This is a genomic window from Spiroplasma endosymbiont of Monopis laevigella (assembly GCF_964019975.1).
Taxonomy (GTDB): domain Bacteria; phylum Bacillota_I; class Bacilli_A; order Mycoplasmatales; family VBWQ01; genus Spiroplasma_E; species Spiroplasma_E ixodetis_A.
Genome location: NZ_OZ026473.1, coordinates 941,913 through 955,252, shown reverse-complemented (window position 1 = coordinate 955,252; position 13,340 = coordinate 941,913). Strand labels below are relative to the sequence as shown.

The 13,340-nt window shown below is 25.6% G+C and carries 12 protein-coding genes and 2 pseudogenes; 6 read left to right on the top strand and 8 right to left on the bottom strand.

Features of this window, described 5'->3' with window-relative positions:
- Nucleotides 1-38: 38 nt before the first annotated feature.
- Nucleotides 39-1,277 carry an IS256 family transposase gene (locus tag AACK94_RS05155; RefSeq protein ID WP_338976357.1) on the bottom strand — a complete coding sequence of 413 codons (1,239 nt, stop codon included), beginning with the start codon at nt 1,275-1,277 and terminating at the stop codon, nt 39-41.
- 136 nt (nt 1,278-1,413) lie between these two features.
- Between AACK94_RS05155 and AACK94_RS05150 the strand changes: the two genes are divergently transcribed.
- Nucleotides 1,414-1,641, top strand: a complete 228-nt coding sequence (locus tag AACK94_RS05150) for an IS3 family transposase (RefSeq protein WP_338975382.1) — start codon at nt 1,414-1,416, stop codon at nt 1,639-1,641.
- Nucleotides 1,642-1,647: 6 nt separating this feature from the next.
- Nucleotides 1,648-2,211 (top strand): IS3 family transposase, encoded by a 564-nt coding sequence (locus tag AACK94_RS05145; protein ID WP_338976355.1) that lies wholly within the window; start codon nt 1,648-1,650, stop codon nt 2,209-2,211.
- Here the strand turns inward: AACK94_RS05145 and AACK94_RS05140 are convergent.
- From AACK94_RS05140 to AACK94_RS05130, 3 genes are all read right to left on the bottom strand, one after another.
- Nucleotides 2,198-2,839 (bottom strand): hypothetical protein, encoded by a 642-nt coding sequence (locus tag AACK94_RS05140; protein ID WP_338975381.1) that lies wholly within the window; start codon nt 2,837-2,839, stop codon nt 2,198-2,200. The two genes, AACK94_RS05145 and AACK94_RS05140, sit on opposite strands and share 14 nt — an antisense overlap.
- 145 nt (nt 2,840-2,984) lie before the next feature.
- Nucleotides 2,985-3,323, bottom strand: coding sequence for a hypothetical protein (locus AACK94_RS05135; RefSeq protein ID WP_338962903.1), 339 nt, complete (start codon nt 3,321-3,323; stop codon nt 2,985-2,987).
- Nucleotides 3,324-3,332: 9 nt separating this feature from the next.
- Nucleotides 3,333-5,486, bottom strand: a complete 2,154-nt coding sequence (locus AACK94_RS05130; protein WP_338975380.1) for a fructose-specific PTS transporter subunit EIIC — start codon at nt 5,484-5,486, stop codon at nt 3,333-3,335.
- A gap of 297 nt (nt 5,487-5,783) precedes the next feature.
- Here AACK94_RS05130 and AACK94_RS05125 point away from each other — a divergent pair, with 297 nt between their 5' ends.
- Nucleotides 5,784-7,049, top strand: a complete 1,266-nt coding sequence (locus AACK94_RS05125; protein WP_338975379.1) for a rod shape-determining protein — start codon at nt 5,784-5,786, stop codon at nt 7,047-7,049.
- 78 nt (nt 7,050-7,127) lie between these two features.
- Here AACK94_RS05125 and AACK94_RS05120 read toward each other — a convergent pair whose 3' ends face one another.
- Together AACK94_RS05120 and AACK94_RS05115 are read right to left on the bottom strand one after the other, a co-directional pair.
- Nucleotides 7,128-7,655, bottom strand: coding sequence for a BspA family leucine-rich repeat surface protein (locus AACK94_RS05120; protein ID WP_338975378.1), 528 nt, complete (start codon nt 7,653-7,655; stop codon nt 7,128-7,130).
- Nucleotides 7,656-7,753: 98 nt separating this feature from the next.
- Complete coding sequence (locus AACK94_RS05115; protein ID WP_338962913.1) at nt 7,754-8,416, bottom strand: FMN-dependent NADH-azoreductase; 663 nt, start codon at nt 8,414-8,416, stop codon at nt 7,754-7,756.
- 337 nt (nt 8,417-8,753) lie between these two features.
- Here AACK94_RS05115 and AACK94_RS05110 point away from each other — a divergent pair, with 337 nt between their 5' ends.
- Nucleotides 8,754-9,008, top strand: coding sequence for a hypothetical protein (locus AACK94_RS05110; protein WP_338975377.1), 255 nt, complete (start codon nt 8,754-8,756; stop codon nt 9,006-9,008).
- Between the two features lie 44 nt (nt 9,009-9,052).
- On the opposite strand, the pseudogene AACK94_RS05105 reads toward AACK94_RS05110, so the two are convergent.
- Nucleotides 9,053-9,628, bottom strand: a pseudogene (locus AACK94_RS05105) (IS256 family transposase); the annotation flags it as partial.
- A gap of 773 nt (nt 9,629-10,401) precedes the next feature.
- Here AACK94_RS05105 and typA point away from each other — a divergent pair.
- Nucleotides 10,402-12,246: a translational GTPase TypA gene (gene typA, locus AACK94_RS05095; protein ID WP_338956865.1), complete on the top strand. Its 1,845-nt coding sequence runs from the start codon at nt 10,402-10,404 to the stop codon at nt 12,244-12,246.
- Nucleotides 12,247-12,310: 64 nt separating this feature from the next.
- Here the strand turns inward: typA and AACK94_RS05090 are convergent.
- A pseudogene (locus AACK94_RS05090) lies at nt 12,311-12,481 on the bottom strand (IS256 family transposase); the annotation flags it as partial.
- Nucleotides 12,482-12,612: 131 nt separating this feature from the next.
- Between AACK94_RS05090 and AACK94_RS05085 the strand changes: the two are divergent.
- Nucleotides 12,613-13,335, top strand: a complete 723-nt coding sequence (locus AACK94_RS05085; protein ID WP_281747884.1) for an RsmE family RNA methyltransferase — start codon at nt 12,613-12,615, stop codon at nt 13,333-13,335.
- The last annotated feature ends 5 nt before the right edge of the window (nt 13,336-13,340 follow it).

Here is a 13,340-nt window from a genome sequence, read left to right as displayed (position 1 = left end):
CTTTTTAATAATCTGTGTATCTTTGTTTTACAAAGTTACTAATTTAGATTAATTCTGTCTTCAAATTTTATCATAAAATGAGCAATTGCTGTATTTCAATTTTGAATAGGAAATGTTCATTTTTTTGTTATATTTTCAATTGCCAAGTAAAATATTTTGAAAACTGCCATATCATTAGGAAAAACTTTTTTATTTCTGATGATTTTTCGTAATTGACTATTAACAGATTCAATAGCATTTGTAGTATAAATCACTCTTTTGATTTCTACTGGATAACTAATAAAAACCATTAAATTATCTCAATTTTTATATCAAGATTTAGTAATTTGAGGATATTGTTTATTTCATTTACTTTCAAACGATTCTAAAGCTTGCATTGCTTGTTCTTCACTACATGCACTATAAATTGGTTTTAAATCTGCAACTAGACCTTTTCGATGTTTGTATGAAACATATTTTAAACTATTTCTAATTTGATGAACAATGCATAATTGATGTTCTGTTTTAGGATAAACTGATTGTATTGCTTCTGACATGCCTGTTAAATTATCACTACAAGCAATAAGAATATCATTTAAGCCACGATTTTTCATTTCTGTGAAATTAGATAATCAAAACTTAGAACCTTCATTTTCACTAATTCATAATCCTAAAACATCTTTTTTGCCTTCTAAATCAACTCCTAATGCTATATAAACTGATTTGTTAATAATCCGTTTATCTTGTCGTACTTTAACTACTATACAATCAAAATAAACAATAGGATAAATACTTTCTAATGGTCGATTTTGTCATGCTTTAACATCATCAATAACATCATCAGTAATTTGACTAATAACACTTTCACTAATATCAGCACCATGATATAACTCTTGCAACTGCATTCTAATGTCAGATAATGTCATTCCTTTTGCATACAAGGAAAGAACTTGTTGATCAAAACCATCAAATCTTCTTTGCCTTTTAGGAACTATTACAGGAGTAAAATTACTATTGCGATCTCTTGGTACATCAATTTCAATTTTACCTTGTTGAGTTATTAATTTTTTTGAACTTGTACCATTACGAGCATTTTCAGTAGTACTATGTTGATTTTTTTCATATCCTAAATAATTTTGCATTTCAGAATTCAACATTTTTTCTACTAATCTTTTTGTTAATTCTTTATACAACCCTCCCTCTTTAAAAACTTTTGTTAAATCTTCAGTATTTTCTAATAATAAATCTACTGCTTTTGATATTGGATCATTATTATTAAAGTTATCTTTTTTAGCCATCTGTAACTCACTCTTTCTAGTCATTTAATTATATTTACTAGAATTAATTAAACATAGTTATTTTTGTAAGTTACACAGATTACTAAACATTTCCGAGATTATTGCAAATAATAAATCTAAATATAAAATTCGCACAATGTGTCATTTTTTAAAACTCTCTAAATCAACATATTATTTTAATTTAAAGAAAAAAAATAAAATTCAAAATAATATTTATGAACAAGCTGTTATTAGTGCTTTTAAAGAAAATAAAGAAGTTTATGGTACTAGAAGATTAAAAGTCATACTAGCAAACCAAGAAATTTATTTATCACGCAGAAAAATTAAAGAAATTATGAATAAGCATAATTTAATATCAAAATAAACTAAATTATCATTCAAAAATTATCATAATAAAGTCAATGATAGTCAAATAACCAATCTTGTTAATAGAAACTTTAATAATAGAATTAAAAATGAAGTTATTGTTAGTGATTTAACTTATGTTCAAGTTAATGGTAAATGAAACTATATTTGCCTATTAATCGACCTATTTAACCGCGAAATTATTGGACATAGTGTTGGAGTTAAAAAAGATGCATCATTAGTATATCAAGCATTTATGCAATCAAATCACTGTTTAAAAGATATTGAAATATTTCATACTGATCGCGGTAATGAATTCAATAATAAAACTATTGATAAACTTTTATTAGCTTTCAACATAACTCGATCTTTAAGCAAAAAAGGATGTCCTTATGACAATGCTGTTGCTGAAGCAACTTTTAAAACTTTCAAAATTGAATTTATTAATGATAAAAATTTTACATCATTAATCCAATTAAAATTAGAATTATTTGATTACATCAATTGATATAACAACATAAGAATTCACAGTACTCTAAACTACCTAACTCCAGTTAGTTATCAAAAACAAATGTCTACCAAAAAATAGTCCTAAAAAGGGTTGCCATTCCATCTTTTGTAAGAATATCATCGACTGAATTATTTTGAATACTCAATTCTTTTAATTGTTGTTCTTGCTTTTGAAATTTTGCATCTAATTTCATGTTTCGTAATAAAAGTTCTCTCTTTTTTATTGCTTCTTCTTTTAATGCTAATTTTTTTTCAAAATCAGTATACAAACTATTTTCTTTGTTTTGTTCAAATTCTTGTTCAAATTCTTCTTCGGATTCTGAATCTGATGAATTATTTATATTTTCTAATAGCATGTTTTGTAATTTTTCTTGTCGTTTTGCTTTTTTTTCAGCAATATTAGCTTTGTAATTTTGTTTTACAACAGATCCTATTATTGCTCCACCAACAGCTGATGAAATTCCAACAGGCACATCAAAAATAGTATTAGGATTATTATCAGTAAGTCCTGCACCAAATCCACCTGCTAAAAACCCTATCGCACCACCTAATGTTGGTGCATGATTAGTAGCAATTTTTCCCGCTTTTTTTGCTGTACTTTTTGTTTTGGATATCATTTCTTCTTGTATTGCTTTTTGTTTTTTATAATTTTGAAAATTTTTATATTCTTTTTCTGTCATTTGTATATTTTGTATATTTTTAGGCATATCTTTTTATCTTCCTTTCAAATATTTTAATTTAATAAAAAACCTAATATAAAGAAATATCTATATTAGGATTGGACATCTATTAAATTATAATTAGAATTGTAATTTATTTTTCTTAATATGTCAATTAAAATGCTTTTTTAGTTTAAATAATTAAATTATCAATAATACTCTTAATTTCTTCTGCTTCTTTAAATTCATTTTTTCGTTTGAAGGCTATACATAAATTAGATAATAAAATTTCTTGATTATTAGTTTTTTCAATTTCATTTTTTAAAACAAAATAAAGGTACCCACACTGTCAAAAAGTTGGCTTTCTAAGAACTAAATAATTAATATTATTAATCATAATAGTATTTTTAGTTTGTTTTTTTAAACTAAAAGTTGTTAATCCTTTATGATAAATAGTTATTTTTTTATCATCAATAGTTATTGTACTTCGACTATATTGATTTTCAAATCATCAATTTTTTTTATTATTCATATATTAATATTATTTTCTTTTTTTATTTTTAGTTTTAATTCCAATTTTATTTAATAACGTTAAAATTGAAGATCTATATAATCCTTGCTTTTGCAATAAAAGTGAAGTATAAATAATAGATTGTACTACCGTACCAATAATAATAGCTACTGCATATCATAAAATACCAATATAACTACCATCAATATTAGTAACACCACCAAATAAAGCAATAATAAAAGAACCTCAAGCCCCAACATGACCAAGTACACCAAAACCAAATGCTAAAGCACCCGCAACAGCACTACCAATAACATTAGCAACTATTGTTCTTCATGTATCTCTCACTGCAAATGGAATAGCAGATTCAGAAATTCCCATAAACCCTAATAATCAGGCATTTCACCCTAATGATTGTTCTTGTTTTGTAAATAATTTACGACTAAATACTGTTGATGTTAATGCACAACCCAATGGTGCAATCGGAATCGCTGCTGCTACTGGTCCCATTAATCGACCACCATCTTGTACCATTAATGATGTTGCAACAAGAACAGCTGTTTTATTAATTGGACCACCCATATCAAATCCAACCATTGCTCCTAATAATAATCCAACTAAAAACCCTATATTTGGATGTAACCCCATTCAACTTAAACCATAATCCAATGCACCCATTACATATCCAAACGGTGCTGCTAAAAAGAAAGCTGTTGGAATTGCAATAATTGCTGTACAAAAAACAGGAATAATAATAATTGGCATAATTGGTAATAATCATTTTGGCACTTTTCATGAATTTACAAATCTAACTAAATAACCAGCCATTAGTCCTCCATAAAGAGCACCAAATAATGTTCATGAAACATTAGCATTACCCTGAAAAGGTTGACTTGCATCAATTTTAGAACTAGCAGTAAGATTAAACACTCCTCATCCAAATCACATTCCCGTACCAGGTGATACTAATAAAAATGTAATAATCATTGCTGGAGCAATACCAGGACGTCCTGCGATTGAATAAGCAATATAAGCACCCATGATTGGTATCATCAATGTAAAGCCAATACCAGCAATGTTATTGATAATCATTAATACATGCATTAGCGTTGTACCACCAATTAATCCAGAATTAACTCCCGGTGGATTTGTTTTTAATCAAGCAAGTTGTTCTTCTCATGAATTTTTAAATTCAAATCCATTACCAAAAGTGCCTTTTGCGATACCACCAACAATAGCAAAAATTAAACCAGCAAAAACAACAAATGGTATCATATATGATACTCCACTTAATAAATGTTTTAAAATTGCTGGTTTACCTTTCGAAGCATTTAAAATGAAATCACCACTATTTCCATTGGTTTCACCGTATATTTTTGCTTTTGTTAAACTTTCTTTAATAGTTTGTTTAGCATCTTTAACTACTGGTTTTGTACCACAAGTATATGTTTTTTTACCAATAAAACGTTCTAAGTCAATTGCAACATCTGTTGCTAAAATAACGACATCCGCTTCTTTAATTTCTTGTTCTGTTAGTACATATTCTGGTCCTTTTTGACCTTGACATTCAATATGTACTTGATAGCCTAGTTCTTTTCCTGCGGTTTCTAATAATTCTTTACACATGTAAGTATGAACTACTCCAGTTGTACAAGAAGAAACTCCAACAATTTTTTTTGTTTCCTTATTTTTCATTGTTTTTATTTCTTTTTTAGTACTATTTTTAACTGTTTCATCATTAATAAGCGATATTATTTCTTGTGAATTTGTTGCATTTTTTAATTTTTTACGAAAATCTTCATTTACAAGTTTGATTGCAAGTGTACTTAAAATATCTAAATGTAAATTTTCTGATTGTGTTTTAGGAATTATTAAAGCAATAATAAAAGTTGTTAATTGTCCATCTATTGCTTTTCAGTCAATACCATTATTATTACATAATATTAGAATTGCAGGTTTTTTAATTGATTTAATTCTAGCGTGTGGAATTGCAATTCCACCTTCAAAACCCGTTGATGATTCTTGCTCACGAGCAAGAAATGCTTTTAGTAATTCATCACGATTAGTAATATAACCTAATGAAAATGCCAAATCAGTAATTTTAGTTAGTGCTTCTATTTGATTTTTAATATTAGATTCAAAAATAATATGTGAGTTGTTTAATAAATCATTAGTTATTTTCAATTTTACCTTCCTTTCCAATGATTATTTTATCTCCTTTTTTTAATAAAAACCAGAGATTTTTTCAGATAATTAAAATATATTTTTAACTATTTATTCAATTAAATTTAATATTTATAAAATTAGATATATTAAATACTTCAAAGTTTTTGCTGTTTTTTAAACAAAATATAATAAATAAAAATTATCAACATTAATCCAATATTTCCTTATAAATTAATATAAATAACTTATTTATAAAATCATGTAAAATTAATTTAGATAAAATTTAAGTATTTAAAGAAAGGGAAAATTAGAGAAATGTTTAAAACAAGAAAAGAAAATTTAAATCAGAAAAATAACAAACTTAAATCAATAACTGATTATCAATGATTAGCTTTAGATATCGGAACAGAAAACTTTAAAGCTAGACATATTAATATAGGTCTTAGATATGATGCTCCAACCTATTTAGCTGAAGACTATGAAAAAAATAGAATTCTTTACGGTGAAGAGGCTAAGGCTTTAACTGAAAAAACAAATGAAAACGTTATTATTAAGCGTCCAGTTCGTGATGGTAATATTGCTGATCCAGATGCTTTACAACGTATTCTTACTAAAATTTTTCAAGATTTTAGACTTGAAATTAAAGATTTAAAACAAAGTAAAAACAATTCTATAAAAAAAGATGAAAAATTAGATAAAAATCGTAACTTGATTGTGTTGATGGCAACACCAAGTGAAATTAATTCAGTACAAAAAGAAGCTTTAGAAAATATTGTATATCGTTTAGGAGCACTCCGTGGATTTGTACAAGAAGAAGTAAAAATGGCAGCCTTAGGTTCAGGGCAAGATATTTTTGGAAGTGCAATTATGTGCATTGATATTGGTGGTGGCAGTACTGATGTTGCTATTATTAGTAATAATTCAATATTATATTCATATACAACACATTGTGCTGGTGACTATTTAATACAAAAAGTTCAAGAATATATTATAAAAAAACATGCCTTAAAAGTTGGAATAAAAGAAGCTGAAGATGTTATTAAAAATATTGGTTCACTTATGAAATATCAAGATGAAAAACCATACACAATTTCGGGTTTTTCATTACCTAGATTAAATTCTCAGCTAGGAGAAACAATGTCAATTTCTAAAACTATTGAAATTACACCAGAAGAAATTCGTGCAAATGTTATGCAAGTTCAATTCAAAGAACATATTATTCCAGCCATTCGTAGAGTACTAAGAACTGCTGGTGACAAGGCTGCTGGAAGTATTAGTGATTTAAAGAAAAAAGGTAAGGGAATCACAATTTGTGGTGGTGGAGCTTATATTAAAAAAGTTGATAAATTTATTGAAGAAGAATTAGCTAAAGAATATTATATTGAAGTTAAAACTGAAAAAGGTACAAAACCAATGCGTCAAAAATATGAAGGAGATCTTTTTGAAGTGCGGACCGCTCCAAATCCTTTAGATAATGTTATTGATGGTTGTGTAAAATATCGTGATACAATTTACAAACAATTAATAATTGAACAAAATCCTAGTCGTGAAATTCTAATAAAGGACGAAGATTTAGGATAAAAAACTATAAAAATCTTAAATCAATTTAAAAATAGTGCTAATTAGCACTATTTTTAAACTAACTAGTATTTTAAATTATTAAAAATTTTTTAAACTTTGGTAATTTTTTGAGTTATCAATTCCTGATTCAAAAGAAAAACATTCGTATTTCATAACATTAGATACATCTCAATTTGATATATTTTGATTAAAAGATATAGCACCATGAAACATTCAATTCATATTCGTAACATTTGAAGTATCTCAAGATGATAAATCTTGATTAAATGTTTCACAAAATATAAACATAAATTGTAAAGATGTAATTTCTGATGGTAATTGATTAGGTACTTTTTCAATTGTTCTTGGCATATTAACAACTTGAATTTCTCCCTGATCATTTTTATAAAAACCAATTTGAACAATTTCTTTACTATTTATATTTGATAAATCTCTTTCATTAGTTGTTATTTGTTTGCCATTTTTATCAATGTAAATTGTATCTTGTTGAGTTTTATTATTTAAAACATCATTTTTTTGTGAATTTGTGTTTAAAACAGTTACAGTTAAATTTCCTACAACCGATGCAAGTGTTAAAACACTTAATGCTGTCAATATTTTTTTCATTTTTTCATCCTTCTATGAAGTTAATTTTACTTTACTACTTTTTGAAGGTAAATTCACAAAAATTATATTTTTTGACTAAAAATTTTTATTTTTTAAAGTTAAAACTTTTTTGCTGCTTCTTTAATATACTGTTCAAATTTATCCATCGTTTTTTCTGGTCCTAATGCTGGTAAACCTCCACCTTTTGCTAATATTTTAGAACCAATAAGTAAATTAGCGTCATTTTGATGAAGTTCTTGAACCTTAGTACCACAAATAAGAATTGGTTCTACTACTTTAGCACCTACAAATTCTCATGTTCCTTTTAAATAAGTTGCATGATTACCTCATAAATATCAGCCATATGGTGCTCCTTGTGTCGCCAAAATTTGAACTTTTAAATGTGGTAATAATCCTCTAGCTTCACCTTGTTTGGTATATTTATAATCAAAAGTTTTACCAGCAACTAAGATGTGATCTAAATAATTTTTTGTCATGCTAGTAACATTAAAATTTGTCATTGGTGTTGTATATATAACTTTATTAACATTTTTTAGTTGATTAATATAATAATCAGAATCTTTTTCATTAAAATATGAAGTAAAGTTTTTTTGCGTAATAGTAATACTTGCCATTGGTATTTGATTTAAATCTAATTCAATTATTGAATCTTCTGGATGAAATTCACGATAATATTTAACAAAACGAGATACTAAACTTTCAGAATAAGATAGTTCTTTTTTAATCATAGAAGAACGAATTACTAATACTTTATTTGCCATTATTTTTGCCTCCGAAATATCTAAAATAACTTTGTAATTTTATTTTATCAGTTTTTATTTATTATTTTTTAAAAAATAATAAAAAATAATAAATAAAAATATAGTTTTATAAAAAAATGAAATATTTATTATAATTTTATCAATTTCTATAAAGTGTTATTATTAAAGTGTGTAAAACTTTTAAAAAAGTTTATAGAAAAATTTTAAATTAAATAGATATTAAATCTAAAAAATAGATATAAGTTAGTTATTATAGAGATTTTAGTACTTGTACACAAATTATAATTATTAAGAAATTTGAGATCAGACTATCAAAAAAATGGAAAGAGGTAAAAATATGAATGAAAGAAAACAAAAATTACTTGAATTGATGAATAGAAATTTAAAAATTAGTACTTTAATTAATTACAGATTTAAAATTTCTGAAATAACTAATGCAATTGCAAGTATCAATAATGATTTATATAAACAACAAAAATATTTTTTAGAATTAGAAAATAATAGAAAATATAGAAATAAAATTCAAAGAAAATTCAATAAAAACAAAAAGATAAAAAAGAAATTAAATAAAATTTTAAACGAGGCTTTTTAATAATCTGTGTATCTTTGTTTTACAAAGTTACTAATTTAGAGAGGCTTTTTAATAATCTGTGTATCTTGTCGTACTTTAACTACTATACAATCAAAATAAACAATAGGATAAATACTTTCTAATGGTCGATTTTGTCATGCTTTAACATCATCAATAACATCATCAGTAATTTGACTAATAACACTTTCACTAATATCAGCACCATGATATAACTCTTGCAACTGCATTCTAATGTCAGATAATGTCATTCCTTTTGCATACAAGGAAAGAACTTGTTGATCAAAACCATCAAATCTTCTTTGCCTTTTAGGAACTATTACAGGAGTGAAATTACTATTGCGATCTCTTGGTACATCAATTTCAATTTTACCTTGTTGAGTTATTAATTTTTTTGAACTTGTACCATTACGAGCATTTTCAGTAGTACTATGTTGATTTTTTTCATATCCTAAATAATTTTGCATTTAAGAATTCAACATTTTTTCAACTAATCTTTTTGTTAATTCTTTATATAAACCGCCAGGTTTAAAAACTGTTGTTAAATCTTCAGTATTTTCTAGTAATAAATCTACTGCTTTTGATATTGGATCATTATTATTAAAGTTATCTTTTTTAGCCATCTGTAACTCACTCTTTCTAGTCATTTAATTATATTTACTAGAATTAATTAAACATAGTTATTTTTGTAAGTTACACAGATTACTAAACATTTCCAACAAATATTTAGCACAAATAAAAAAATTTAGTTTTTTTATTAATAAATATAAAAAAGAACCTCAACAATTATTTGAAATATTAAGTGAATTAAATTTATTTGTAGGTGAATTAATAAATCAAGAAAACATAACAGATGAAGAATTACAATATTTATTTACAATATCTCATCAATTTTCAGAACAATTAAAAAATGAAAAACCATTAGATTTATCACTATCAAGTAAAAAACAAAGACTACAACAAGAACCATTAGATTTATCATTACCAAATAAAAATCAAATATGAAAATTAACAACAAAAATTAACACATCTTTAATTAATAAAAAACATTATACTAATACATTAGAAACACACACTAAAGACAGTTTATTTATTGAAATAAAAATATCAAAACCTAGTAGCAGTTTTATATATACAAATAATTTTAATGATATACAAACATATTTATTAACCCAACAAATACAACAAAATAATTTTTTAAATAATAATGATAAAAGTAAATATAGAAAAAAAACTGATGAAAATGAAAAAAAATCACAAATCATAAGATTTAGATAATTATTATATGTCAAAAAATCATTTTAAATAAATTATTTTTTTAATTATTTTACTAAATTTAAAAATATTGCGTATAATTTATATAATGTCAAAATTTAAGAATAACGGAGAATGAATAATGTCTGAACAAGAAAAAGTTTCTGCTGAACAAAAAATTATTAATATTGCAGTGATAGCACACGTCGATGTTGGAAAGTCAACATTAGTTGATGCTTTATTAAAGCAATCAAATATTTTTCATCAAAACCAAGTTATTGTTGAACAAATAATGGATAGTAATGATCAAGAACGTCAACGAGGAATTACTATTTATTCTAAAAATTGTTCAATCATGCATGGTAATACAAAAATTAATATTATTGATACACCTGGTCATGCTGACTTTTCCTCTGAAGTTGAAAGAATTATGAAAACAGTAGACTGTGTTATTTTACTAGTTGATAGTGTTGAAGGACCAATGCCACAAACTCGTTTTGTATTGCAAAAAGCACTAGAACATAACTTAAATCCAATTTTAATGATTAACAAAATTGATAAAAAGGACCAAAGAATTGAAGAAGTAAAAGATGAAGTATTAGAACTTTTTATGGAATTAAATGCTAATGATGAACAGTTAGACTTTCCAACACTTTATGGAATTACTAAACAAGGTATTGCCCAATATGAATTGAATCAACCAAGCGAAAATTTAGAACCATTATTTGAAACAATTATTAAACATGCTAAAATTTCTAAATTAGTAAAATATAATGAGCCTTTACAAATGCAAATTAGTTCATTAGATTATGATAGTTTTATTGGCAGAATTGGAATTGGTAGATTATTTCAAGGTACTATTTCTGAAGGACAAGAAATAATTGTTGTTGATGATTATGATTTAAAAAGAAAAGCAAAAGTAAAATATTTATTTGTTTATCAAGGATTAAAACGAGTAGCTGTTAAAAACGCTGTTGCTGGTGATATTGTTTGCATAGCGGGTATTGAAAATATAACAATTGGTAATACTATTTGTGATAAAGATAATGTTGTGCCAATGGAACCAATTACAATACAGGCTCCAACAATGTCAATGAATTTCCTTGTCAATAATTCACCATTTTCTGGAACTGAAGGTAAACTAGTAACTAGTAATAAAATTAAAGAACGTTTAACAAGAGAATTAGAAACTAATGTTGGTTTAAAAATAGAACAATTATCCGGAAGTAATGCTGATGGTTTTAAAGTTTTTGGTCGTGGTGAATTACATTTATCTGTTTTAATTGAAAATATGCGTCGCGAAGGCTTTGAATTAGGTATTTCTAAACCGGAAGTAGTATTTAAAAAAGATGAAAAAGGACACACCACTGAACCAGTCGAAGAAATTATTTTAAATCATCCTACTGAATATAGTAGTACTGTTATTAATAATTTAAATCTAAGAAAAGGTATTATGACTAATATGGATTCTGATAATGTTCGTGATAAAATTATTTTTCATATTCCAACAAGAGGATTAATTGGATTTGGTCGTCAATACGTTAATATTACTCGTGGAACGGGTGTTATGGTTCGTAGTTTCCTTACATATGAACCATTAAAAGGCGAAATTAATAATAATAGAAATGGCGTTCTAGTAAGTATGATTACAGGGACAACATTACCTTATGCTTTAAATTCTTTAGAAGAACGTGGTACTTTATTTGTTAAACCACAAACTAAAGTGTATGAAGGAATGATTATTGGTTTAAGTAATCGTGATAAAGATTTAGATGTTAATCCTTGCAAAGCAAAACAATTAACAAATACTAGAAGTTCAGGTAATGATGAAGCTGTTAGATTAACACCACCAACTATTTTTAGTTTAGAAGAATCTTTAGAATTTATTGCTAGCGATGAATTAGTTGAAGTAACACCACAAAATATTCGTATGCGTAAAAAATTCTTGACTGAAAATGAACGTAAACAAAATAGAAATCGTAAGTAATACTTACGATTTTTTGTTTAAAGATTAAAAGGATTATAATTTACACAGTTAACTGTAGATACTCTAAATAATTTTGCATCTCAGAATTCAACATTTTTTCTACTAATCTTTTTGTTAATTCTTTATACAACCCTCCCTCTTTAAAAACTGTTGTTAAATCTTCAGTATTTTCTAGTAATAAATCTACTGCTTTTGATATTGGATCATTATTATTAAAGTTATCTTTTTTAGCCATCTGTAACTCACTCTTTCTAGTCATTTAATTATATTTACTAGAATTAATTAAACATAGTTATTTTTGTAAGTTACACAGATTACTAAACATTACCTTTTACCCTTATGTTATAATCAAATTAGAGGTGGACTATGGAATGCTACTTTACTAACCATAAAACTAATAATATTTTAATATTGGATGAAGAAGATAGTAAACATCTAATTAAAGTATTACGTCATAAAATTAATGATGAAATAGTTATTATTCATCAAGAACAAAAATATTTAACAAAAATTATTGAAATTACATCAGTTATTAAATGCGAAATTATAAAAACAGTGCCAAATAGTAATTCAGAATTAAGATGTAAAATCACATTAGTAATATCTTTATTAAAAGAACAAAAATTTGATTTAGTCATTCAAAAAGCAGTAGAATTGGGAGTTTATCAAATTGTGCCATTGCAGTTAAAACGATGTGTTAGTGTTTTAACAAGAACAAAAGCAGAACAGAAAGTTTTACGTTGACAAAATATTGCAAAAGCTGCTGCCAAACAATCAAATCGCAATTTAATTCCGATTGTTACACCCGTTGTTTTTGATTTAAAACAATTAGAGCGATATCGGTCTCATCTTAATTTGGTTGCATATGAAAATTCATCAGAAACTAGTTGAATTAGTCAAATAAATAATAAATTATCATCAATAACAATTATAGTTGGACCCGAAGGAGGAATCACTAAAGAAGAAATTGCAACTTTAACACAACTTAATTTTAGTAATATTAGTTTAGGAAAATTAATTTTACGTGCTGAAACTGCACCTTTATTTTTAATGTCAATCATTAATTATGAAACAAGTTTAAAAAGTTAGAGGAG